Origin of the sequence: Rhodovibrio sodomensis, from assembly GCF_016583645.1 — a bacterium.
In the GTDB taxonomy this organism is placed as follows: Bacteria; Pseudomonadota; Alphaproteobacteria; order Kiloniellales; family Rhodovibrionaceae; genus Rhodovibrio; species Rhodovibrio sodomensis.
In genome coordinates this window covers 1-23,343 of the sequence record NZ_NRRL01000024.1, presented here as the reverse complement: position 1 = coordinate 23,343, position 23,343 = coordinate 1, and the positions used below count along the sequence as shown (strand labels likewise).

22 protein-coding genes are annotated in these 23,343 nt (G+C 69.3%); 13 read left to right on the top strand and 9 right to left on the bottom strand.

The annotated features are described in order from the left end of the window. The first annotated feature begins 242 nt into the window (after nucleotides 1–242). The 9 genes from CKO28_RS10815 (at nucleotide 243) to CKO28_RS10775 (ending at nucleotide 9,085) form a co-directional block, all read left to right on the top strand. Nucleotides 243–1,571 (top strand): uracil-xanthine permease family protein, encoded by a 1,329-nt coding sequence (locus CKO28_RS10815; protein WP_200340790.1) that lies wholly within the window; start codon nucleotides 243–245, stop codon nucleotides 1,569–1,571. A gap of 215 nt (nucleotides 1,572–1,786) precedes the next feature. Further along, the gene (locus tag CKO28_RS10810; protein WP_200340789.1) at nucleotides 1,787–2,245 is read left to right on the top strand and encodes an SUF system Fe-S cluster assembly regulator; all 459 of its coding nucleotides are present in this window, start codon (nucleotides 1,787–1,789) and stop codon (nucleotides 2,243–2,245) included. Between the two features lie 165 nt (nucleotides 2,246–2,410). Beyond that, complete coding sequence (gene sufB, locus CKO28_RS10805; RefSeq protein WP_200340788.1) at nucleotides 2,411–3,868, top strand: Fe-S cluster assembly protein SufB; 1,458 nt, start codon at nucleotides 2,411–2,413, stop codon at nucleotides 3,866–3,868. Between the two features lie 126 nt (nucleotides 3,869–3,994). Beyond that, a complete protein-coding gene (gene sufC / locus CKO28_RS10800) occupies nucleotides 3,995–4,747 on the top strand; it encodes a Fe-S cluster assembly ATPase SufC (protein ID WP_200340818.1) in 753 nt (250 codons plus the stop codon). A 70-nt stretch (nucleotides 4,748–4,817) separates the two neighbouring features. Beyond that, a complete protein-coding gene (sufD, locus tag CKO28_RS10795; RefSeq protein WP_200340787.1) occupies nucleotides 4,818–6,146 on the top strand; it encodes a Fe-S cluster assembly protein SufD in 1,329 nt (442 codons plus the stop codon). Between the two features lie 162 nt (nucleotides 6,147–6,308). Next, nucleotides 6,309–7,610 (top strand): aminotransferase class V-fold PLP-dependent enzyme, encoded by a 1,302-nt coding sequence (locus CKO28_RS10790; protein WP_200340817.1) that lies wholly within the window; start codon nucleotides 6,309–6,311, stop codon nucleotides 7,608–7,610. Next, nucleotides 7,610–8,074, top strand: coding sequence for a Fe-S cluster assembly sulfur transfer protein SufU (sufU, locus tag CKO28_RS10785; RefSeq protein ID WP_200340786.1), 465 nt, complete (start codon nucleotides 7,610–7,612; stop codon nucleotides 8,072–8,074). The genes CKO28_RS10790 and sufU overlap by 1 nt, the downstream gene beginning before the upstream one ends. Before the next feature lie 118 nt (nucleotides 8,075–8,192). Beyond that, nucleotides 8,193–8,594, top strand: coding sequence for an iron-sulfur cluster assembly protein (locus tag CKO28_RS10780; protein ID WP_242480486.1), 402 nt, complete (start codon nucleotides 8,193–8,195; stop codon nucleotides 8,592–8,594). Nucleotides 8,595–8,746: 152 nt separating this feature from the next. Further along, on the top strand, nucleotides 8,747–9,085 hold the full coding sequence (locus tag CKO28_RS10775; protein ID WP_200340785.1) for a HesB/IscA family protein: 339 nt from the start codon (nucleotides 8,747–8,749) through the stop codon (nucleotides 9,083–9,085). Here the strand turns inward: CKO28_RS10775 and CKO28_RS10770 are convergent. Further along, on the bottom strand, nucleotides 9,082–9,279 hold the full coding sequence (locus CKO28_RS10770) for a hypothetical protein (RefSeq protein WP_200340784.1): 198 nt from the start codon (nucleotides 9,277–9,279) through the stop codon (nucleotides 9,082–9,084). The two genes, CKO28_RS10775 and CKO28_RS10770, sit on opposite strands and share 4 nt — an antisense overlap. A 124-nt stretch (nucleotides 9,280–9,403) precedes the next feature. Between CKO28_RS10770 and CKO28_RS10765 the strand changes: the two genes are divergently transcribed. Beyond that, complete coding sequence (locus CKO28_RS10765; RefSeq protein WP_200340783.1) at nucleotides 9,404–10,225, top strand: FAD-binding oxidoreductase; 822 nt, start codon at nucleotides 9,404–9,406, stop codon at nucleotides 10,223–10,225. A 132-nt stretch (nucleotides 10,226–10,357) separates the two neighbouring features. Here the strand turns inward: CKO28_RS10765 and CKO28_RS10760 are convergent, their stop codons facing one another. The 3 genes from CKO28_RS10760 to cobA form a co-directional block, all read right to left on the bottom strand. Then, nucleotides 10,358–10,564 carry a hypothetical protein gene (locus CKO28_RS10760; RefSeq protein WP_200340782.1) on the bottom strand — a complete coding sequence of 69 codons (207 nt, stop codon included), beginning with the start codon at nucleotides 10,562–10,564 and terminating at the stop codon, nucleotides 10,358–10,360. Between the two features lie 154 nt (nucleotides 10,565–10,718). Continuing rightward, on the bottom strand, nucleotides 10,719–12,065 hold the full coding sequence (locus CKO28_RS10755; protein WP_338050102.1) for a cobyrinic acid a,c-diamide synthase CobB: 1,347 nt from the start codon (nucleotides 12,063–12,065) through the stop codon (nucleotides 10,719–10,721). Next, nucleotides 12,062–12,901, bottom strand: a complete 840-nt coding sequence (gene cobA, locus CKO28_RS10750) for a uroporphyrinogen-III C-methyltransferase (protein ID WP_200340781.1) — start codon at nucleotides 12,899–12,901, stop codon at nucleotides 12,062–12,064. The genes CKO28_RS10755 and cobA overlap by 4 nt, the downstream gene beginning before the upstream one ends. 288 nt (nucleotides 12,902–13,189) lie before the next feature. On the opposite strand from cobA, the gene CKO28_RS10745 reads away from it, so the two are divergent. Beyond that, complete coding sequence (locus tag CKO28_RS10745; RefSeq protein WP_200340780.1) at nucleotides 13,190–14,290, top strand: cobalt-precorrin-5B (C(1))-methyltransferase; 1,101 nt, start codon at nucleotides 13,190–13,192, stop codon at nucleotides 14,288–14,290. Then, entirely contained in the window at nucleotides 14,280–15,050 is a 771-nt protein-coding gene (locus CKO28_RS10740; protein WP_200340779.1) for a cobalt-precorrin-6A reductase, read from the top strand. The genes CKO28_RS10745 and CKO28_RS10740 overlap by 11 nt, the downstream gene beginning before the upstream one ends. A gap of 135 nt (nucleotides 15,051–15,185) precedes the next feature. Here CKO28_RS10740 and betA read toward each other — a convergent pair whose 3' ends face one another. From betA to betI, 3 genes are all read right to left on the bottom strand, one after another. Next, entirely contained in the window at nucleotides 15,186–16,850 is a 1,665-nt protein-coding gene (gene betA / locus CKO28_RS10735; RefSeq protein WP_200340778.1) for a choline dehydrogenase, read from the bottom strand. A 63-nt stretch (nucleotides 16,851–16,913) separates the two neighbouring features. Then, nucleotides 16,914–18,380: a betaine-aldehyde dehydrogenase gene (gene betB / locus CKO28_RS10730; RefSeq protein WP_200340777.1), complete on the bottom strand. Its 1,467-nt coding sequence runs from the start codon at nucleotides 18,378–18,380 to the stop codon at nucleotides 16,914–16,916. Further along, nucleotides 18,364–18,981 (bottom strand): transcriptional regulator BetI, encoded by a 618-nt coding sequence (gene betI, locus CKO28_RS10725; protein ID WP_200340776.1) that lies wholly within the window; start codon nucleotides 18,979–18,981, stop codon nucleotides 18,364–18,366. The genes betB and betI overlap by 17 nt, the downstream gene beginning before the upstream one ends. Before the next feature lie 614 nt (nucleotides 18,982–19,595). Here betI and CKO28_RS10720 point away from each other — a divergent pair. Further along, complete coding sequence (locus CKO28_RS10720) at nucleotides 19,596–20,573, top strand: glycine betaine ABC transporter substrate-binding protein (protein ID WP_200340775.1); 978 nt, start codon at nucleotides 19,596–19,598, stop codon at nucleotides 20,571–20,573. 72 nt (nucleotides 20,574–20,645) lie between these two features. On the opposite strand, the gene CKO28_RS10715 is transcribed toward CKO28_RS10720, so the two are convergent. Together CKO28_RS10715 and istB are read right to left on the bottom strand one after the other, a co-directional pair. Next, nucleotides 20,646–22,088 (bottom strand): hypothetical protein, encoded by a 1,443-nt coding sequence (locus CKO28_RS10715; RefSeq protein ID WP_200340774.1) that lies wholly within the window; start codon nucleotides 22,086–22,088, stop codon nucleotides 20,646–20,648. A 341-nt stretch (nucleotides 22,089–22,429) separates the two neighbouring features. Next, nucleotides 22,430–23,281: an IS21-like element helper ATPase IstB gene (gene istB / locus CKO28_RS10710; RefSeq protein ID WP_200340773.1), complete on the bottom strand. Its 852-nt coding sequence runs from the start codon at nucleotides 23,279–23,281 to the stop codon at nucleotides 22,430–22,432. Nucleotides 23,282–23,343 lie beyond the last annotated feature (62 nt).

The following is a 23,343-nucleotide window of genomic DNA, read 5'->3' as shown; positions in this document are numbered from 1 at the left end:
CCGCGCGCGGGGGCCATCAACGCCCGGTGATAGTCGATCCCAACCGCCGCTGTCGAGCGTGCCCGCGGGCCGTTTCGCCCCAATCATGCGGTTGGCGTCGGTCGGTGATTTGGCTAGGCTCCGGCGCGCTCCACCCCTGGGACAGCCCGTCCCAATCCCCCGTCCCAATCCCATGGCCGCACCCGATCGCCCCAGCGGCCGGCGCCGCCCGAGACACCTTACGACCAAGCGGACCTTGCTTCATGAGCGACCGGATCGACACCCCGGCGAACGGGGCGGTCACGCCCGCGGTCGGCCTGCACGAGCGGCCGGCGGGCGGCAAGTGGCTGATCCTTTCCCTGCAGCACCTGTTCGCCATGTTCGGCGCCACCATCCTGGTGCCGCTGCTGACCGGCCTGAACCCGGCCGTGGCGCTGGTGACAAGCGGGCTCGGCACGCTCGCCTACCTGGTGATCACCAAGGGGCAAATCCCGGCCTACCTCGGGTCCTCGTTCGCGTTCATCGCGCCGATCACCGCGGGCGCCAAGGCGGCCGGCGTGTCCGGCGCGATGGTCGGCGCATTCGCCGCCGGGCTGGTCTACCTGATCGTGGCGGCAGCGATCCGCGGCTTCGGCGTGGGCTGGCTTTTAAAGCTGCTGCCGCCGGTCGTGGTCGGACCGGTGATCATGGTGATCGGCCTGTCGCTCGCCTCCACCGCCGTCGACATGGCGACCAACCAGGCCGGCGGCGGCGACTATTCGGCGCTGCACTTCGGCGTGGCGATGGCGACGCTGGCGATCACCATCATGGCGGCGGTGTTCCTGACCGGCTTCCTGTCGATGCTGCCGGTGCTGATCGGGATCCTGGCCGGCTACGCGATCGCCGCGGCGGCCGGGCTGGTCGACGTCACGCCGGTGCTCGAGGCCAGCGTGGTGCGCGCGCCCGACTTCGTGATCCCGTTCGTGACCCAGCAGACCAGCGTGCCGCCCGAGGTGTTCTTCCTGCTGGTGCCGGTCGCGGTGGTGACGGTGGCCGAGCACATCGGCGACCAGTTCGTGCTGTCCAAGGTGATCGGCCGCAACACGGTGAAGAACCCCGGCCTGCACCGCTCGCTCTCCGGTGACGGCGTGGCGACCATGCTGGCCGCCTGCCTGGGCGGGCCGCCCAACACCACCTACGGCGAGAACATCGGGGTGCTCGCGATCACCCGGGTGTTCTCGATCTACGTCATCGCGGGCGCGGCGGTGCTGGCGATCCTGCTGGGCTTCCTGGGCAACTTCTCGGCGTTCCTGAACACCATCCCTTCGGCGGTGATGGGCGGCGTTTCGATCCTGTTGTTCGGGATCATCGCGGCAAGCGGCCTGCGCACCATGATCGAGGGCCGGGTCGACCTGGGCGAGAAGCGCAACCTGGCGATCGTCTCGGTCGTGCTGGTGGTCGGCATCGGCGGGGCGGTGCTGCCGATCGGCGAGGTGGTCGAGCTGTCCGGCATGGCGCTGTCGGCGCTGGTCGGGATCGGGCTCAACCAGCTGCTGCCCGGCAAGCACCTGACCGGCGACATCGAGCGCGTGCTGACCCACCACGAGCCGTGATCCCCGCCGGGACCGCCGTTGCGCCGCCGAGGGCCGGCGATGGTTCGGGATCGAAACCGTTGCGCCCGCCCCAGCCGCCCGGCCACCACCGCCGCAACGCCGTGCCGTCCGCGGGATCGCGCGGGATCGTCGGATGCGTCATTGGGCTTGATTTTCCGCCACCATCTTTTAGCTTCCCCGATACCGGACCAAATCGGTCGGGATTGGGAGGCAGAATGTTCCGGCTCAACCGCCTGACAGACTACGCCGTGGTGGTGATGTCGCAGATGAACGGCAGCGGACACGGCCTGCGCAGCGCGCAGCAGATCGCCCGCGACACCTCCGTGCCGCTGCCCACGGTAGCCAAGGTGCTGAACGTCCTGACCCGCGAGGGGCTGGTCGACTCGCACCGCGGGGCCAGCGGCGGCTACGCCCTCAGCCGGACCGCCGGCGAGATCACGGTGGCGGAGATCATCCGCGCGCTGGAAGGGCCGATCGCACTGACCGCCTGCGTCGACAACGGCGGGTCCGGCTGCGAGGTCGAATCGCTGTGCCCGATGCGCGGCACCTGGGACCGGGTCAACGACGTGATCCACCAGGCGCTTTCGCAAGTCACGCTGGCCGACCTGATCGCCGACCAGCAGACGCGTTTGCCGGCCTTCGCGCGCGACACGGCCGCGCAGGTCGCGGAATAACGCGCCGCCCGATCCAACGCGGATCGCCGGGACGTACAACGCAACGCCAGTCGCACCGACGACGACGCACGCACGACGACAACCAAGGCCGCTTTCCGGGCGCTTGCACACGCCACCCGCAACGGACGGCCCACACGAAGGCTCTAGAGAGCAGGAGACCAAGCCATGGGTGCTACCGCCGAGACGGTCGAGCAGGTCCAGGAGGTCACGGGGCAGAAGTACAAGTACGGCTTCGTCACGGAGATCGACGAAGAGCGTCCCCCGAAGGGCCTGAACGAGGACATCATCCGGTTCATCTCGCAGAAGAAGGAAGAGCCGGAGTGGATGCTCGAATGGCGGCTGAAGGCCTACCGCCATTGGCTGACGATGAAGCACCCCTCCTGGCAGAAGTGCAGCATCCCGCCGATCGACTTCCAGGACGCGTACTACTATGCCGCGCCGAAGCAGGATAAGGACCGGCCGCAGTCGCTCGACGATGTCGATCCCAAGCTGCTGGAGACCTACGAGAAGCTGGGCATCCCGCTGCAGGAGCAGGAGATGCTGGCGGGCGTGGCCGTCGACGCGGTGTTCGACAGCGTGTCGGTCGCCACGACCTACAAGGCGAAGCTGGAGGAGCAGGGGATTATCTTCTGCTCGATGTCGGAGGCGATCCACAACCACCCGGATCTGGTTAAGCAGTACCTGGGCTCGGTCGTGCCCTACTCCGACAACTTCTTCGCCACGCTGAACAGCGCGGTCTTCACCGACGGCTCGTTCGTTTACATCCCCAAGGGCGTGAAGTGCCCGATGGAGCTGTCGACCTACTTCCGCATCAACGCGGAGAACACGGGCCAGTTCGAGCGCACGCTGATCATCGCGGAGGAAGGTTCCAGCGTCTCCTATCTGGAAGGCTGCACGGCGCCGCAGCGCGACGAGAACCAGCTGCACGCCGCCGTGGTCGAGCTGGTCGCGCTGGACAACGCGGAGATCAAGTACTCCACCGTGCAGAACTGGTTCCCGGGCGACGAGAACGGCGTCGGCGGGATCTACAACTTCGTCACCAAGCGCGGCGCCTGCCGGGGCGACAACTCGAAGATCGCCTGGACCCAGGTCGAGACCGGCTCGGCCGTCACCTGGAAGTATCCCTCCTGCATCCTGCAGGGCGACAACTCGGTGGGCGAGTTCTACTCGATCGCCATCACCAACAACTACCAGCAGGCCGACACCGGCACGAAGATGATCCACCTGGGCAAGAACACCAAGTCCCGGATCGTCTCCAAGGGCATTTCCGCCGGCCACGCCGACCAGACTTACCGCGGCCTAGTCCGCGTCTCGCCGAAGGCCGACGGGGCGCACAACTTCACCCAGTGCGACAGCCTGCTGATCGGCGACACGTGCGGCGCGCACACCGTGCCCTACATCGAGAGCCGGAATAACCAGGCCCGTGTCGAGCACGAGGCGACGACTTCCAAGATCAGCGAGGACCAGCTGTTCTACTGCCGCCAGCGCGGCATCAGCGAGGAGGACGCCGTGGCGCTCGTGGTCAACGGCTTCTGCCGCGAAGTGCTGCAGCAGCTCCCGATGGAGTTCGCGGTCGAGGCGCAGAAGCTGGTCGGCATCTCGCTGGAAGGCAGCGTCGGCTAACGACCCGGTTCAGGCAGGCGGCCGCGTCCGGCGCGGCCGCCGCCCGCCGGGGCAACTCAAAACAACACAGCGCGGGCGGGATGCGCCCGCACCCGACTTTTTGCGAAGGAGCACGCGACGATGGCGATGCTGGAGATCAAGGACCTGCGCGCCGAGATCGAGGGGACCGAGATCCTCAAGGGCCTCAACCTCTCGATGGATCCGGGCGAGGTGCACGCGATCATGGGCCCGAACGGCTCGGGCAAGTCGACCCTCGCCCACGTCCTAACCGGGCGCGACGGCTACGAGGTGACCGGCGGCGACGCGCTGTTCCAGGGTCAGTCGATCCTGGAGATGGAGCCGGAGGAGCGCGCGGCCGTCGGGCTGTTCCTGGCGTTCCAGTATCCGGTCGAGATTCCGGGCGTCACCATGACCACCTTCCTGAAGGAGGCGGTGAATTCGATCCGCAAGGCGCGCGGCGAGGACGAGCTCGACGCGATGAAGTTCACCAAGCAGCTGCGCGAGCGCTGCAAGCTGCTGAACATTCCCGAGGACATGATGCGCCGGTCGGTCAACACCGGCTTCTCCGGCGGCGAGAAGAAGCGCGCCGAGGTGCTGCAGATGGCCGCGCTAGAGCCCAAGCTCGCCGTCCTGGACGAGACCGACAGCGGGCTCGACATCGACGCGCTCAAGACGGTCGCCGACGGCGTCAACCGGCTGCGCAGCCCGGAGCGCTCGATGCTGGTGATCACCCACTACCAGCGGCTGCTGAACTACATCGTCCCGGACCACGTGCACGTCATGGTCAAGGGCCAGATCGTGAAGTCCGGCGGCAAGGACCTGGCGCACGAGCTGGAAGCGGAGGGCTACGCGCAGTTCGGCGAGGAGAAGGCGGCGTAACGCCGGACCTCCCCGCCGTTACCGGCGCGATCCCCCGTCCCCAACAGCGTCCCGAGAGAGGTTTTGCGCGATGAGCGAAAGCGCGCTCCAGCCGTTCCACGAGCAGTACACGGCGCTCACCAACGCCGGCAGCCTGCCGGGCAGCGCCCTGCCGTGGCTGAGCAACCTGCGCGAGCGCGGGATGACCCGGTTCGACGAGCTGGGCTTCCCGACCCCGCGGGTTGAAAAGTGGAAGTACACCAACCTGCGCGCGCTGGAGCGGCAGGTCTTCCACCCCGCGACCACGATGACCGCCAGCCTCGGCCTCGACCGCGTGCCGACCCTGATCGGCGAGCAGGCCGGCCACCGGGCGGTGTTCGTCAACGGCCGTTTCCGCGCGGAGATGTCGTCGCTCGGCCGCCTGCCCAAGGGCGCCAAGGTGATGTCGTTCGCCCAGGCGCTGGAGGCCGAGCCCAACCTGCTGGCCGAGGAGATCGACCAGATCGCCGAGGGGCAGGACGAGCAGCCGTTCTACCACCTGAACTGCGCGTTCATGCAGGACGGCTTGGTTCTGCACGTCGAGGAAGGCGCCAAGATCGAGGAGCCGATCGAGGTCGTCTATCTGGCCGCCGCCGACGACGAATCGCTCGCCTACCACCCGCGCCACCTGATCGTCGCCGGCAAGAACAGCGAGGCCACGCTGGTCGAGCACCACGTCGGCATCGGCGAGGCGAACACCCTGGCGAACCACGTCACCGAGATCCGGGTGGAGCCGGGCGCCAAGCTGCACCACTACAAGCTGAACGCGGAGACGGACGCGGCCTTCCACGTCTCCACCCTGCACGCCAGGGTGCAGGAGAACGCCTTCTACGACAGCTTCACGCTGACGACGGGCGGCCAGCTGTCCCGCAACGAGCCGCACGTTAAGCTGGAGGGCAGCTTTGCCGACGCGCGGCTGAACGGCGCCTACCTGCAGCGCGGCAAGCAGCACTGCGACAACACCACCCTGATCGAGCACGCGGTGCCGGACACCCACTGCCGCGAGATCTTCAAGGGCGCGCTCGAGGGCAAGGGCCGCGCGGTGTTCGCCGGCAAGCTGCACGTCTACCCGGACGCCCAGCGGACCGACGGCAACCAGCTGTCGCGCTGCCTGCTGCTGAGCAACCAGGCGGAGATCGACACCAAGCCGGAGCTGGAGATTTACGCCGACGACGTGGTCTGCAGCCACGGCTGCACCGCGGGCGAGCTGGAGAAGGACCCGCTGTTCTACCTGCGCTCGCGCGGCATCCCCTTCCCCGTCGCGCGGCGCATGATGGTGGAGTCCTTCCTTGCCGAGGTGGTCCAGGAGATCACCACCGAGGACCTCCGTCAGGCGTTCCTCGACCGGGTCACCGACTGGCTGTCCCGCTCGGAGCAGTAAGACTGCGAGGCGCGCCGGCGCCCCCCGGTCCACGGGTCCGCGGCCATGGGCCGCGTCGGGCGGCCGGCGCGCCGGCCCCAGGCTGCCGGGATTCCGGGGCCTTGGGACGAGAGCCTACCGGAGCGTGACAGCACCGCTTGGAGGACGACGCACGTGAGCGACATGACCGACGCCGCCGTGCCACGGCACGCCGACAGCAACGTGGCCGCGACCGACGCCAGCGGGCACCAGAGGTCCGCGCGCAACACCCTTGACGTCGAACGGGTGCGCGCGGACTTTCCGATTCTGCACCAGGAACTCTATGGCAAGCCGCTGGCCTACCTGGATAACGCGGCCTCCAGCCAGAAGCCGCGGCCGGTGATCGCCGCGATGACCGAGGCGATGGAGACCTACTACGCCAACGTCCACCGCGGCGTGCACCGTCTCTCCCAGGTTTCGACCGACCACTACGAGGGCGCGCGCGAAAAGGTTGCCCGCTTCATCAACGCGCCCAGGACGGACGAGGTGATCTTCACCCGCGGCGCGACCGAGGCGATCAACCTGGTGGCGTCGTCGTACGGCCGGGCGTTCCTGAAACCCGGCCAGGAAGTGCTGATCACCGCGCTGGAGCATCACTCCAACATCGTGCCGTGGCAGCTGCTGCGCGACCAGCTGGGCATCACGCTGCGGGTCGCGCCGGTCGAGGAGGACGGCAGCGTCCGGCCCGAGGCGGTGATCCAGCTGATCAACGAAAACACCGGGATGGTGGCGATCAGCCAGGTCTCCAACGCGCTCGGGTCCGTGCTGCCGGTGCGCCAGATCGCCGACGCGGCGCACGCCAGCGGCATCCCGGTGCTGGTCGACGGCTGCCAGGCGATTCCGCACCAGAAGGTCGACGTGCAGGCGCTGGGCGCGGACTTCTACGCCTTCTCCGGTCACAAGATGTACGGGCCGACCGGGATCGGCGTGCTGTGGGGCCGCCACGATCTGTTGACGCAGATGCCGCCGTACCAGGGCGGCGGCGAGATGATCACCTCGGTCAGCTTCGAGGAGAGCACCTTCAAGGGGCCGCCGCACGGCTTCGAGGCCGGCACGCCGGCGATCGTCGAAGCGATCGGCCTGGGTGCCGCCGCCGACTGGCTTGAGGCGCACGATCTGGAGGCGGTCGCCGCGCACGAGCACCGGCTCTTGGAGTACGCCACCGAGCGCCTATCTGCCATAGAGGGCCTGCGGATTTGGGGCCGTGCCGAGAACAAGGCGGCGATCGTCTCGTTCACCATGGACCAGGCGCACGCCCACGACGTCGGCACGATCGTCGACCGGGCGGGCGTGGCGATCCGCGCCGGCCACCACTGCGCGCAGCCGCTGATGGAGCGCTACGGCCTCAGTTCGACGGTGCGCGCCTCGTTCGGGATCTACAACACCGAGCAGGAGGTCGACCAACTGGCCGACGCGCTGCAGGTCGTGAAGGAGTTGTTCGGCTGATGATGGACGAGCTGCGCGAGCTCTATCAGGACGTGATCCTGGATCACGGCAAGAAGCCGCGGAACTTCGGCGGGCTGGAGGGGTACAACCACCTGGCTCAGGGCCACAACCCGATGTGCGGCGACACGCTGGTGGTCTACCTGAAGGTGGACGACGACAACGTAATCCAGGGCGTGTCCTTCAAGGGCAAGGGCTGCGCCATCTCGGTCGCCTCCGCGTCGATGATGACCGAGATCCTCAAGGGCAAGCCGGTCGCGGAGGCGGAGACGCTGTTCAACGCCTTCCACGACATGTGCACCCAGGACGATCCGCAGTTGCCGGAGGGCGTGGACGAGGACGCGATGGAGCGCCTGCAGGTGCTCTCCGGCGTGCGCGAGTTCCCGGTCCGGGTGAAGTGCGCGACGCTTGCCTGGCACACGATGGAAGCCGCCGTTCACGGCAACGAGGAAATTTCGACCGAATAGCGCCGCCGTCCGGTCAGACCGGTCGGCGAGTGGTCCGAACCAGGGCAGAGCAGACGGGCACACAGAAAAGGCCGCCGCGCCCGTAGCACCCAACAAGGCGGCGGCCGGGAGAGGCGCCATGTACACCGTCGATATGAACAACATCGACGACACGGTCGACCCCACGGAGACCGAGGGGCTTAACTCAACCGCGGGCGAGCCCCTGCCGGACGGGGTCACGCCCGCGACCGAGGACGAGATCGTGGAGAAGCTGAAGGAATGCTTCGACCCGGAAATCCCGGTCAACATCTACGATCTCGGCCTGATCTACGACATGAAGATCAAACAGACCGGCGACGTGGACATCGTCATGACGTTGACCGCGCCGGCCTGCCCGGTCGCGGGCTCGATGCCGCCGATGGTGTCCCAGGCGGTCAGCGACCTGCCGAACACCGGGCGCGTCTCGGTCACCCTGACCTGGGACCCGCCCTGGTCGATGGACCTGATGAGCGAGGACGCACGGCTGGCCTTGGGCTTCTAGGCCACGACCGCTGAACGCCGGGCCGCGGCTCAGCGAGGTCGTCCAGGCCCTGGGCTTTTCGGGCGTCCCGCGTTAGACTTGCCAGCAGACCGAGTAGTGGCGCGGGCGATGGTCGCCGCCGCGCATCAGTTAGGATAAAGGGAAGGCATAGCATGGCCGCTCCCGCGATGATCTCCCTCACCGACGCCGCCGCGCAGCGCGTCAAGCACCTGATGAGCAAGAGCGACCAGCCGGTCAGCGGCCTGCGCATCGGCGTCAAGCCGCGCGGCTGCTCCGGGCTGGCCTACTACTTCGAGTACGCCGCCGAGAAGCGCCAGAACGAGGACGAAATCGCCGACAAGGGCGTGAAGCTGTTCATCGACCCGGCCTCGGTGATGTTCCTGTTCGGCTCGGAGATCGACTACCAGGAAGGCAAGATCGAAAGCGGGTTCGTGTTCAACAACCCGAACGAAAAGGGCCGCTGCGGCTGCGGCGAAAGCTTCACCGTCTAGCCTGGTGCCGCCCGGGCGACCGACGGCACTGCGCCGCCCTGCATCGCCGTGCTGGGCGGCGTTTTCATGTCCGCACGGCGATCGACGGTCCGCACGGCGATCGACGGCGCGAGCCCAGCCGAGGCGCGCGCGCCCTTGGCCGCCATGGGCGTTGGCTCTAGAGCAAAATCGATGAAGGTCAAGTCGACCTGCATCGTGAATTTTGCTCTAACTGCTAGAAGAAAGAGCAAGATTTAGCTGAAAGGTGACTTCACCGTTCAGCATCTTGCTCTAGTCTCCTGTGCAGCGTAGCAACCGCGAGCGAACGATCCGCCTGACATGACGCAGCCCCACCCCAACGCGCGCCACCACAATGCGCCCCGGCCCGACACTGGCGACACCGCGATCGACCCCGACGCGCCGGATTTTCCGGTTCGCGAGGCGACCTGCCGCGTCGCGGCGTTGGAGGCGGTGACCCACGACACCTGGATCGTGCGCCTGCGTGTGCTGGACGGCGGCCCGTTCGACTTCGTCGCCGGCCAGTACGCCCGGGTCGCCTTCCCCGGCTTCGACCCGCGCGACTATTCGATCGCCAGCCGGCCGGGCGACCGCGACCTCGCCTTCCACATCCGCAACATCGGCAGCGGGCCGAGCGCGTTCGTCGCCAGCGAACTGGCCGAAGGCGACCGCGTGATCGTCCGCGGGCCGTTCGGCCACGCCTACCTGCGGGCCAGCCGGCCCGGACCGATTGTCGCGGTGGGCGGCGGATCCGGGCTGGGCCAGATGGCCGCGATCGCCGAGGAAGCGCTGGCCCAGGGCCACCGCGCCCCGGTGCACCTCTATTTCGGCGCGCGCGCCGAGCGCGACGTATACCTGGAAGAGCGCATGGGCCTGCTGGCCGACCAGTACCCGAACTTCCGCTTCGTCCCCGTGCTGTCCGGGCCGACCGGCCCGACCGACCGGCGCACCGGCTTCGTGACCGACGCCCTGCGCGCCGACGCGCCGGATCTGAAGGACGCGGTCGGCTACCTCGCCGGGCCGCCGCCGATGGTCGAGGCCGCCACCAAGACACTGAACGACCTGGGCGTCGCCGCCGCCGACATCCATGCCGACGCGTTCATCTCCGAGGCCCAGCGCAAACTCCGCGACGGTGAGATTTAAGGCGTGCCCGTGCGGTCGGTCAGCGCGTCCGGGCAAGCCGCTGAAAAGTGGAACCACCTTTCGGCGGCTTGCCCTCACAGTAAACCGTCAGAGCGCCATCCAGCCTTCAAGCCTCTCGCGCAGGGCGCGCGGCTACTTGTCGCCGTTCTTGCGCCAGGCACGCACCGCGAGGCCGCCGACGACCACCGCGAGCGCGCCCAGGACGATTTCCAGCCCGTGCGGGTGCAGGTGGTAGGCGAGCGCCTCCAGGCCGCCGTGGTGGCCGCCCGGGTGGGCCATCGCCGGCGCGCTGAGCGCGAGCGCCGGCAGCGCCAGGAGGGAAGAACGAATCATACGCATGTGGCGGATCTCTCCAGCGTGGCTTGTCGTGGGATTGGGTTGGTGTCGGCGGCGACAGGCTGAACGCCCGCGCGCCGGTGCCCGGTCCCCCTTCTCGGCAACCGGGACGTTCGTGTCAACTCCGGCGTCTTGCACCGCAGCATCGGCCGGCACGCTATGCCCGGTCGATCAAGTGCAGGAACGACCCCGCCACGCTGCCCGCGATCAGGCCGGTATCGCCCCGGTCGCGGCCCGCGGCGTCCGCCGCGCGGGCGAACGGCGCGCCGGTCTCGCTGAGGGTGGCGGCGTAGTGAAACTCGTGCCCGCGCAGGCGGACGCCGGCCGGGCCCAGCGGCGTCGACGCGGCGGTCTCCAGGCTGCGGTAGCCGAGGTGCAGGCGCGGCGCGGCGAAGCTGGTCTCCAGGTCCAGCAGCCCGGCCATGGCGTGGCGCATGCCCGCCCCGTCGACCAGACCGCGGCCCAGCACCATGTAGCCGCCGCACTCCCCGAACACCCAGGCGCCGCGCGCCGCCGCGGCGCGCACGCCGTCCAGGAAGCGGGCGTTGGCCGACAGCCGGCCGGCATGCAATTCCGGATAGCCGCCCGGCAGATAGACCGCATCCGCGCCCGGTTCCGGCGCCTCGTCGGCGAGCGGGGAAAACGGCACGACATCCGCGCCGGCGGCGCGCCAGCCATCCAGCACGGTCGTGTAGGCGAACGCGAAGGCCTGGTCGCGGGCGACCGCGATCCGCTGGCCCGGCGGGGGCAGCGGCGGCACCCTCGGCTCCGCGCGCGCCGCCGGCAGATCGGCCGGCCGGGCCAGGGCGGCCAGCGCGTCCAGGTCGACCGCGGGCGTTAGCCAGTCGGCCGCCGCGTCGATCCGGGCGTCGAGGTCGGCGTGCTCCCCGGCCTGCACCAGGCCCAGATGGCGCGACGGCATCTCCAGGTCGCCGCGGCGCGGAAGGCAGCCGAGGCAGGCGACGCGGGCCTGCGCCGCCGCCGCGCGCAGCAGCGCGGCATGCCCGTCCCCGCCGACCCGGTTGAAGATCACGCCCGCGAGCTCGATCCCCGGGTCGTGCCGGGCGAAGCCTTCCAGCAGCGCGGCGGCGGAAGCGGCCGTGCCCTTGGCGTCGACCACCAGCACGACTGGCCAGCCGGTCAGGCGCGCGGTCTCAGCGGTCGAGCCGGCGCCGCCGGCCGCGCCGTCGAACAGCCCCATCACCCCTTCGCCCAGCAGCAGCTCCGCGTCCCGCGACAAACGCCGCAGGACATCGGCGCGGGTGACCGGCCGCATCGCCCAGCCGTCGAAGTTCAGGCAGGGACGGCCGCTCGCGGCGGTGTGGAACGCGGGATCGATGTAATCGGGGCCGACCTTGAGTGAGGCGACGCGCGTGCCCTGGCGCTTCAGCGCGCGGAGCAGGGCGAGCGTCACCAGCGTCTTGCCGCTGCCGGACGCGGGGGCGGCGATCAGAAGGCCAGGCGGTGTCGTCGACGAGGCGGTCGGGCCCACGGCCGGGTTCACCCGGTCTCCCGCTTCGCGCGGGTGCCGAGCGGATCGGATTCGAGCATCCGCCCGGTTATCGCGCCCAGCCAGTCCAGCCCGGCGCGCAACCGCACCACCTCGCCGAACACCACGACCGCCGGCGGCTGCAGCCCGCTCGCCTGGACGTCCTGATGGGCCCGCGCGACGGTGGTTTCCAGCACCTGCTGGCCGCTGGTGCTGGCCTGGCAGACCACGGCGACCGGCTCGTCCGGGCGGCGCCCGCCCGCCAGCAGACGGCTGGTGATCGTGTGCAGGTGCTTCATCGCCATGTAGGCGACGATCACCGGCGAGGACTTGGCGAGCGCATGCCAGTCGATGCCGTCCGGTACCTCGCCGGTCGTGCCGTGGCCGGTCACGAAGGTGACGGCGGAATTGGTCTCCCGATGGGTGACCGGGATGCCGGCGTAGGCGAGCCCGCCGATCCCGGCCGAGATGCCGGGGACGATCCGGAATTGCACGCCCGCCTCGACCAGGCTCAGCGCTTCTTCCCCGCCGCGGCCGAAGACGAACGGATCGCCGCCCTTGAGCCGCAGCACGCGCTTGTTCTCCCGCGCCAGCTGCACCAGCCGTAAAGAGATGTCGACCTGCTTGGCCGACGGCCGGCCGCCGCGCTTGCCCGCGTACTCCAGCACCGTGTGCGGCCCGGCCATGTCGAGGATCCGCTGGTCGACCAGGGCGTCGTAGACGACGTGGTCGGCCTGCTGCAGCGCGCCATAGCCGGCCAGGGTCATCAGCGCGGCGTCGCCCGGCCCGGAGCCGACGAGCCACACCCAGCCCGGCTGCATCTGCGGCAAATCGATCGGGAGATCATGCATGCCCGGCACTGTAACCGCCGGGCTATGTGGGGGCTAGGGGGTCTATGCAGGCAAGGCGCGTGGGGCGGGGCGGGGTGAGCGGCCGGGGCGTTTTCCATACCCGTCGGCCGTGCGTCGACATGCCGACCCGCGGTCGGCCGCTCCGCATGACGTATAGGGTGTTGAAAACTCTGGACTTCATGCCGAGCGGGCCCGAAGCGCCGCGTCGAAGCGCGCTGAACGGGTATCGAAGCGCCGTGCCGCCTTCCCGCCTTGGTCACATCCCCAAACACCGCTAGGTTCCGCGTCATGGCACGCAAACCGGACGGGGAGTTGAGACGGGGCTGGACCACGGGCGCCTGCGCGACCGCGGCGACCAAGGCCGCCTATACCGCGCTGCTGACCGGGCAGTTCCCCGATCCGGTGACGATCCGGCTGCCCAAGGGGCAGCAGCCGGCGTTCGCGCTCGCCACCCACAGCCTGGCCGCGGACGGCGCCACCGCCGGGGTGATCAAGGACGCGGGCGACGATCCGGACGTCACCCACGGCTGCCTGATCCGGGTCACCGTGACCCGCGGCGCCCCCGGCAGCGGCGTCGTGTTCGTCGCCGGCGAGGGTGTCGGTACGGTGACCCGCAGCGGTCTGCAAATCCCGCCCGGGGAGGCGGCGGTCAACCCGGTGCCGCGGCAGCTGATGACCGACCACGTGGCCGAGGTCGCCCGCGCCCACGGCGATCCCGGCGACGTCCGGCTGGAAATCGCGATCCCGGGCGGGGCGGAGATCGCCAAGGAGACGCTGAACGGCCGGCTGGGGATCGTCGGCGGGCTGTCGGTGCTCGGTACCACGGGGGTGGTGATCCCCTACTCCTGCGCCTCCTGGATCCATTCGATTCACCGCGGCATCGACGTCGCGCGGGAAGCCGGAATGCGGCACGTCGCGGGCTCGACGGGCTCGACCAGCGAGGCGGCGGTCAAGGCGCTCTACGACCTGGACGATATCGCGCTTCTGGACATGGGCGACTTCGCCGGGGGGATGCTGAAGTACCTGCGCGAAAACCCGGTGGAGAAGCTCTCGATCGCCGGCGGCTTCGGCAAGCTGGCCAAGCTGGCCCAAGGGCACCTGGACCTGCATTCGGGCAAGAGCCGGGTCGATACCGGCTTCCTCGCCGAGGTGCTGGGCGAACTGGGCGCCGCGCCGGAGGTGATCGAGCGGGCGCGGGCCTGCGAGACCGGCGCGCAGGTATTGGCGGTGGCGCGCGCGTACGAACTGCCGCTCGCCGACGTCGTCGCGGCGCGCGCGGCGGCGGTGGCGCAGGAAACGGCCGGCGGGCAGGTCAAGATCGAGGTGCTGATCTTCGACCGCGACGGCAGCCGTCTGGGCAGCAGCGAGGCGGTCCCGCTTGGCGCTTGAGACGGCCGGTCCGACACAGCTCTTGATCCTGGGCGGCACGGCCGAGGCGGCCGCCCTCGCCCGCCGGCTGGCCGGCGTGCCCGGGCTCGCGGTGACCAGCTCGCTCGCCGGGCGGACGACCGGCGGGCGCGACCTGCCGGGCGCGCTCAGGGTCGGCGGGTTCGGCGGGGTCGACGGGCTGGCGGCCTACCTTGCGACCGCCGGGATCGACCTGGTGGTCGACGCCACCCACCCGTTCGCGGCCCAGATGACGGACAACGCCGCCGCCGCCTGCACGGCCGCGGGCGTGGCGCGCCTGCGCCTGCAGCGCCCGGCCTGGCAGCCGGTCGCGGGCGATCGTTGGCAACATGTCGCCGACGCCGCGGAAGCCGCGCAGGCGCTGGGACGTCAGGGCGCCAATGTGTTCCTGGCGACCGGACGCACCGATCTGGCCGCGTTCGCGCACCTGGGCGACACGCATTTCCTGGTGCGGCTGGTGGAGCCGCCCAAGGCACCGCTCGAACTGGCGCACTTTACGCTGGTGACGGGCCGGGGGCCGTTCCGGGAAGCCGACGACCGCGCGCTGTTGGAACGCCACGCGATCGACGTCGTGGTCACCAAGAACAGCGGCGGCGACGGCGCCTACGCCAAGCTCGCCGCCGCGCGTGCGCTGGGGCTGCCGGTGGTGATGATCGACCGGCCGAGCGAGCCCGAGGGCGAGACGGTCGGGGACGTCGAGGCCGCGCGCCAATGGGTGCTGGCGCGGCTGGGGGCCGAATAATCCCCGCTCCTCCATCTGGGAGGAGAGGGCTGGGGAGAGGAGGTTGCCCGCGGCGTCGGCGCTCGTGGTCCCTCCTCCCCTAGCCCCTCCTCCCACGGGAGGAGGGGAACCAGTTAGGGGAGAAGGGCACACGGCTCACCGCTGCTGGCTCTGCCACTCGGGGTGGATCCAGATCGGCGGATCATCCGGTGGCAGGTGGGTGCCGCGGATCTGATCGGCGATCTTCTCGGCCAGCATGATCGTCGGCGCATTCAGGTTGCCGGAGACGATCGACGGCATGATCGAGGCGTCGACCACGCGCAGCTTCTCGGTGCCGTGCACCCGGCCCTCGCCGTCGACCACCGCCATGTCGTCGTGGCCCATCGGACAGGTGCACGAGGGGTGGTACGCGCTTTCGCCGTTCTGCCGCACCCAGGCGTCGAGCTCGGCGTCGCTCCTCACGTCCGGGCCGGGCTCCAGCTCACCGTCGCTGTAGGGGGCGAAGGCGTCCTGTTCCAGAATCTCGCGGGTCAGGCGGATGCTGTCGCGCATCTCTTTCCGGTCGCGTTCGGTCTGATTGTAGTTGAACAGGATCTCCGGCGCCTGCCGGGGATCGTTCGAGCGCGCCTTGACGTGCCCGCGGCTTTCCGGACGCATCGGCCCGACGTGCGCCTGGTAGCCGTGGAAGTCGGCGGCGTCCGAGCCGTCGTAGTTCACCGCCACCGGCATAAAGTGGTACTGCACGTTCGGGTGCTCGACGCCGGGTTCCGAGCGGATGAAGCCGCCGGCCTCGAAGTGGTTGCTCTCGCCCAGGCCCGTCTGGGTGGCCAGCCACTGCAGCCCGACCATCGCCTTGTTCAGCGGCTTGGTCGCGGAATAGAGCGTGATCGGCTGCTTGCACTTGTGCTGGACATAGACCTCCAGGTGATCCTGCAGGTTCTCGCCCACCCCGGGCACGTCGGAGACCACCGGCACGTCGATCGACTTCAGGTGGTCGCCCCGACCGACCCCGGACAGCTGCAGCAACTGCGGCGAGTTGATCGCCCCGGCGCAGACCAGCACCTCGCGCGCGGCGCGAATCGTCTGGGTCCGGCCGCGGTAGGTGACCTCGACACCGGTCGCGGTCGTGCCGTCGAACGCCACCCGGTTGGTCAGCACCCGGGTGCGGATGGTCAGGTTCGGCCGGCCCTTGACCGGGCGCAGGTAGGTGTTGGCCGTGGACGCGCGCACACCCTTCCTCGTCGTGCGGTCCATCGGGCCGAAGCCCTCGTTCCGATAGCCGTTCATGTCGTCGGTGTAGGGGTAGCCGGCCTGCTGGCCCGCCTCGATGAAAGCGCGGTGCAGCGGGTTCCGGCGCTCGCCCCGGGTGACGTAGAGCGGCCCGGACTCGCCGTGATAGGGGTCGCCGGCCAGCGTTTCGTGCGTCTCCGCCTTCTTGAAATACGGCAGCACGTGCCGGAACGCCCAGCCTTCCATGCCGTTGGTGCGCGCCCAGCGGTCGTAGTCGCGGGCGTGGCCGCGGATATAGGCCATGCCGTTGATCGCGCTGGAGCCGCCCAGCGTCTTGCCGCGCGGGCAGTACATCCGCCGGTCGTCCATGTAGGGCTCGGGCTCGGAGTAGTACGCCCAGTTGAACGTCCGGCCCTTCAGCGGCTCGGCGAAGGCCGAGGGCATGTGAATGAACACCGACCAGTCCGGCGGCCCGGCCTCCAGCAGCAGGACCGAGGTGTCGGGATCCTCGCTCAGCCGGTGCGCCAGGACGGCCCCGGCGGAACCGGCACCGACGATGATGTAGTCGAAGCTTTCGGGGGTATCGCTCATCCGTGGCCTCCTGGGCAGGACGCGTCGGGCGGCGGACGGGGTGCGGGGCGCGTCGGTTCAGGCTCAGAACGGCGCTTCGCAGTCGCCCGTCGCGACGAACACGCTTTTCAGCTGGCTGTAGTACTCGATCGCCTGGCGGCCGTTTTCCCGGCCCAGCCCGGACTGCTTGGCGCCGCCGAAGGTCATCTCGATCGGGGTGACGTTGTAGTGGTTGACCCAGCAGATGCCGGACTGCAGTTCGCGCGCGCAGCGGTGCGCCCGGTTCAGGTCCCGGGTGAACACACCCGAGGCAAGGCCGTAGGGCGTATCGTTGGCGCGCCGGATCGCCTCGTCCTCGTCGCGGAAGGTCAGGACCGACATCACCGGGCCGAAGATCTCCTCGCGCACGATCCGCATCTCGTCGGTACAGCCATCGAAGATCGTCGGCAGGACGTAGTTGCCGTCGGCCAGCGCGGGATCGTCGGGCGCGCCGCCCCCGACCAGCAGATTGGCGCCCTCGCGCTTGCCGGCCTCGATGTAGTCGAGCACGACCTTCTGGTGCTCGCGGCTGATCAGCGGGCCCATCTGCACGCTTGCGTCCGACGGATCGCCCAGCTTGATCGCCCTGGTGCGCTTGACCAGGCGGTCCAGGAAGTCGTCGACCACGTCGGCGTGGACGAACACGCGGGTGCAGTTGGTGCAGACCTCGCCCTGGGTGGCGAAGTTGCCCAGCATCGCCCCAGACACCGCGTTGTCGAGGTCGGCGTCGGCGAACACCAGCAGCGGCGACTTGCCGCCCAGCTCCATGGTGAGGTGCTTCAGCGAGCTCTTCGCCGCCTCGCTGGCGACGAGCTTGCCGGTCTCCGCCTCGCCGGTCAGGGACACCTTGGCGACGCCGGGATGGTTGACCAGCGCCCGGCCGGTCTCGGCGAAGCCCTGCACCACGTTCAGCACGCCGTCGGGCAGCCCGGCCCGGGTCAGCAGCTCGGCGACGCGCGGGGCGGACAGCGGGGTCAGCTCGGCCGGCTTGAACACCATGGCGTTGCCCGCGGCGAGCGCGGGCGCCGCCTTCCAGCAGATGATCTGCAGCGGGTAGTTCCAGGCGCCGATGCCCGCGCACACGCCCAGCGGCTCGCGCCGGGTGTAGAAGAACGCGTCGTCGACCTCCTGGTACTCGCCGCCCAGCTTGCTGGCGAGGCCGGCGAAGTACTCCAGGCAGTCGGCGCCCGAATCGACGTCCGCCTCCGGCGTCTCCGACAGCGGCTTGCCGGCGTCCAGCGTTTCCAGCCGGGCCAGCTCGTCGCGATGGGCGCGCAGCAGGTCGGCCGCCTTCTGCAACACGCGCCCGCGGGCCGCGCCGGTCATCCGCGACCAGACCTCGAAGCCCTGCCGGGCCGAGCCGACGGCGGCGTCGACGTCGGCCCGGCCGGCCTGGTGCACCCGGCAGATCGGTGTGTTGCGCGCCGGGTCGACGGTCTCGAAGGTCTCTCCGGATTGCGCGGCAACGTAGCCGCCGCCGATGTAGAGCTTCAGGTCATCCTTGGGCTGCATGGCTGCGCTCCCGTGTGACGCCGTTCTTGGCGAGTTCGGTGTCGAGATAGTCGAAGGCGAAGGCGCGCGCGGCCTGCCGGTCGAGGGCGCGTTCGCCCATCGCGGTGCGCAGGCTGAGGCCGTCGACGAAGATCGACAGGCCCTGGGCGATCCGGCGCGCCTCGGCGTTCGGCACCAGCTGGCGCAGGTCGTAGGCCAGGTTGCTTTTCAGCCGCACCCGCAGGACCCGCTGGATCCGACCCAGTTGCGGGTTGCGGTGCGTCTGGCCCCAGAACGCGACCCAGGCGCTGAGGCTCTCCGGCGCGAACGAGCGCGCCGAGAAGTTCGCCTCCAGGACGGCGTCGAGGCGTGCGTGCGGGTCGGTCTGGCCCCGGCGGTGCTGCACCACCTCCGCCTTCAGCTCGCCCGCGATGTGGCGCATCGTGGCTTCCAGCAGACCGGCCTTGTCGCGGAAGTAGTGCGCGACCAGGCCCTGGCTGACCCCGGCGCGCCGGGCGACCTGGGCCAGCGAGGTGTTCGGGAAGCCGACCTCGTGGATCGTGCGGATCGTGGCGTCGATCATCTGGCGCCGGCGGACCGGCTCCATCCCACGCTTCGGCATCGGCGACCGTCCCCCTTCGTGAACCGGCGGTTGGCGCCACCCGACGGGATGGGCGCGCGTCCGGTGTCGACGCCCGGTGTCGACGCCCGCCTACACCCGCACGGCCGAAGGCGTCCAAGCCGCCCCGGCGTTGGTCTTGCCCGCGTTGCGATCCGGGGCACGGCCTACGGCGCGAACGCCCGCGGCTGGGCCGGCTGGCCGCCCGGCAATCCCTCGTGTAGCTTTTTTTGTTTGAACGTTCAATCAAAAACCGTATCCTGGCCGGGACGCTGGCGGCGCCGTAAGCTATCCGCCGCTGGTGCGCCGCGGGGCCCGCCGACCCCGCGCCGGCCTAAGCAAGCGCCCGGGCCGCGCCTCAGCCCGATCCGCCGATGCGCGGCCGGAAAGCGCCATGTGCCTGACCGCGGCGCGGCTCACGGCGGGCGAACGAACTGCGGCCACGTCGGCCCGCCGCACAGGGCCACGTGCGGCGGCAAAAAGACGGGCACCGGTCGGGTGCGCAGCGCCCCGGGTCGCGCGATCCAGGGGCCGGAACGCGCGCATCGGCGCGACCGCAGGCCCAAGAAGACCAAACACTCCTGACAACAACGATGGCAAACGAGGGGACTTCACTGATGACCTTCAAGAAACTGTTCGCCGCCGGCGCGTTCGCGCTGGCGACCACCGCGCTGGTCACTGGACCGGCGGCCGCGCAGGAAGGCGATTCCTGCGGGACCGTGCGCCTGGAACAGGTCAACTGGACCGGCGTGACGGCGAAGACCGAGACTCTGGCCTGGGTGCTGCAGCAGCTTGGCTACGAGACCGACCTGATCACGGCTTCCGTGCCGATCATGTTCAACTCGCTCGCCAAGAACCAGCGGGACGTCTTCCTCGGCCTGTGGCTGCCGACCCAGAAGTCGATGATCGCCAAGTACATGAAGGAAGGCTCGATCGACATCCTGGGCGCCAACCTGGACGGCGCGAAGTACACCGTCGCGGTCACCAAGAACGCCTACGAAGCCGGGGTGAAGCACTTCTCCGACCTCGATGAATACAAGGAGAAGTTCAACGGCACGATCTACGGCATCGAGGCCGGCAACGACGGCAACAGGATCATCAAGGAAATGATCGCCGACAACGCCTATGGTCTCGGCGACTGGAAGCTGCTGCCCTCCTCCTCCGCCGGCATGCTGACCCAGGTGAAGAAGAACGCCCGCCAGGACAAGTGGGCCGCCTTCCTGGGCTGGGAGCCGCACCCGATGAACCTCAACATCGACATGGCCTACCTGTCCGGCGGCGAGGAATACTGGGGCCCGAACAAGGGCGGCGCCACGGTCTACACCGCCGTGCGCACCGGCTACGCCTGGGAGTGCCCCAACGTCGGCCAGCTGCTGACCAACTACACCTTCACGCTCGACGAGCAGAACATGCTCGGCAAGTACGTGATCAACCAGGAGATGAGCTACCTGGAGGCCGGCAAGAAGCTGATCCGGGAGAAGCCTGAGATCCTCGACCGCTGGTTCGACCGCGGCGGGCCGCTGGTGTTCACCGGCGTGAAGACCCGCGACGGCGGCGACCCGAAGCAGGCCGTGATGAGCGCCCTGCAGGGCTAGGCTCGCCGCCTTCAGCGACGTCAGCCGAGACAGCGCCGGCCGGGCCTCGCCCTGGCCGGCGCTTTTTTTGCTCTACGCCGCGCCGACCAGTTTGCGGACGTCGAAGTTGGGGGCCAGCGGGGTGCCGCCGGTGGTGTCGCTGGCCAACGCCTCGATCTCTGCGATCTTGTCGGCGATGTAGCTGCGCAGCTCCTTGTCCACCTTGGCCAGCCGCTTGAGCCGGGCGTTGGCGAGCTCCATCGGCATCCGCCCGGCCTTGACCGCGCGGCCCAGCCGTGCCTTCGCCTTCTCCAGCTCGACCATCTCGACCGGGACCGCGCCGGCGGCGTCCGGGACCTTGGTCAGCATCGCGTGGACGTCGTTCGACGCCAGGCCCTGCATCAGCACCTCCAGCGCCTCCCGGTCGTTCTGCAGGATCGCGAGGTGCAGCAGCGTATCGCCGCGCCGGTCGCGCGCGAGCAGCGCCGACAGCAGCGGGTTATGCGGCGCGGGCGAGCTCTTGTCGACAACCACGGGCTGCGGCTGTGGCTCGCCGCGGACCAGCTTTTTGATCGCCAGGTCGTCGTTCAGCAGCATGCCCGTCAGCTTGCGCAGATAATTGGTCTTGCCCAGCATCATGCAGTGCACGAAAAGGGTGCGCCTGGCCTTGTCGCGCTTCAGCAGGCGCCGGCACAGCACGGCCTGCCGGTACACCTTCTTGGTCGCGACGTCGGGCGGCGACATGCCCATCACCGTCTCTTCGGTCTGCTGCATCAACAGGCCCAGCAGATCCTCGAACATCGCGGAGTTGGCCTGGCCCAACAGCTTGTGGAAGGCGGTCGTGCCGTCCTCGGCGTTGATATAGTCGAAGAACAGCCGGCAGGTCGCCTGTCGCTGCTCCTTGTCGGTGTTGGACTGAACCGCCTGCTTGAGCACGTGCTGGGACAGCAGGGCGCGGTTGTCCGCCAAATCGCCCGCGAAGATCCCGCACATCAGGTTGGCCAGTACGCCCTGGTCGCCCTTCGCCTGCTCGGCGACCGCGTTCTCGACGTTGACGATCTGCAGGTGCTTGGTCTGGATCAGCGCGTTGATCGACTGCCACTTCGGCTCGGGCACCAGCATCTTGCCCAGCGGGCTGATGCCGTACTTGTTGCGCCGGGCGAAGTCGACGTCGAGCTTGATCAGGATGTGCGCGAACTTGAGCGTCTCACGCCCCTCGTTCAGGCGCAGGTTGTCGGCCAGGTAGTGCCAGATGCCGTTGCCGTCGTTGTCTTCGGCGTTGATGTACAGGGCGAAGCGTTCGCCGTCCCAGAAAGCCATCGCCGTTTCGAGCACGACCAGGGCCTTGGACACCTCGTAGTCGGCCAGCCGCCGGAGCATGAAGCTCTCGCCGTTGGCTCCGCGCGCCTTGAACAGACGCTCGCCGTTGTTCTCGAACTTGATCCAGTTCTGGAACAGATTGCTGAACCGGCCGCTGCCCTTCTCGAGGCGCGCCAGCATTTCCGCGTGCAGCTGCTCGGCCGACTCCGCTGCCATCGTCCGTGGGCCCCCTGGTCTGATCGCGTGGAATAGCGCGTGCAGACTGCACATCAGTGGTTACCAAGACTCTAATCCCCGCCTGCCGCCGGCGCGAAAAATCGGGGCCGCGGCTGGCGATCCAGGCTGCCTCGCGCTACCATGCGCTGTTCGGCATGGGCTGTTCGGCGCGCGATGGCCGGACAGTTCCGTCCGCGGGCGTGCCAGGGCCGGGAACACGGGGGAGCAGCGCACATGCGGCAAGGAACACGGGTTTTTCTGGCGCTCGCTGTAGCGCGTCAAGCAGCGTGACCGGTTGAGCGACAAGGTCGTAGCCGGTGCGGGTCGATGATGTTGAGGGCTTAGCTTTCGGTGTCGTCACCTCCTTCTCGGTTGTTGTCGCTGGGGTTGTCGCCGAGGCTGTCGCTGTCGGATGACGCGGCGTCAGCCGGGTCGGTTTGGCGGCTGACGGCGGTCCGCCGACGATAGCTCTCGACGTTCAGCTCGAGGATGGTGGCGTGGTGCACCAGCCGATCGATCGCCGCGACCGTCATGGCCCGGTCGGGGAATATCTGTTCCCAGGCGCTGAACGGCTGGTTGGCCGCCACAGCGAGGCTACGGGTCTCGTAGCGCCTTGCGATCAGCTCGAACAGCACACTGGTCTCGGCCTGATCTTTCTGGGCGTAGGTGATGTCGTCCAGGATCAGCAGGTGGTACTTGTCCAGCTTGGCGAGTTCGCGTTCGAGCGTGAGGTCCCGGCGGGCGGCCTGCAGGCGCTGCACCATGTCGGTGGTGCGGCTGTACAGCACCCGGTAGCCGGCCTCGATCAGGGCGTGACCGACGGCGGCGAGCAGATGCGACTTGCCGCTGCCGGAGTTGCCGATGGCGATCAGGTTGCCCGCCCCGGCGAGCCAGTCGCCGGCGGCGAGCGCGTCCACGCGCGCCTTGGAGACCTCGGGGACGACCGAGAAGTCGAACGTGGCCAGGGTCTTGCCCGCGGGTAATCGCGAGGCCTGGAGGTTCCGGTGGATCCGCCGGGTCTCTCGCTCGGCGAGTTCGTACTCGGCGAGCAGCGCCAGGGCCTGGGCGGTCGCCCAGCCCTCGTGGTCGGCCATCTCGGTCACCTCCTGCCAGTGCGCCTTGAACGAGGGCAGGCGCAAGGCGTTCAGCAGGGCCGGGAGCTTGTGGACGTCGGTTTCGGTCGCCGCGGTCATCACGCCCCCGCCTGTTGGCTGAGCAGCGCGTCGAACTGCGCGGGCGCGGTCAGCGCCACGGG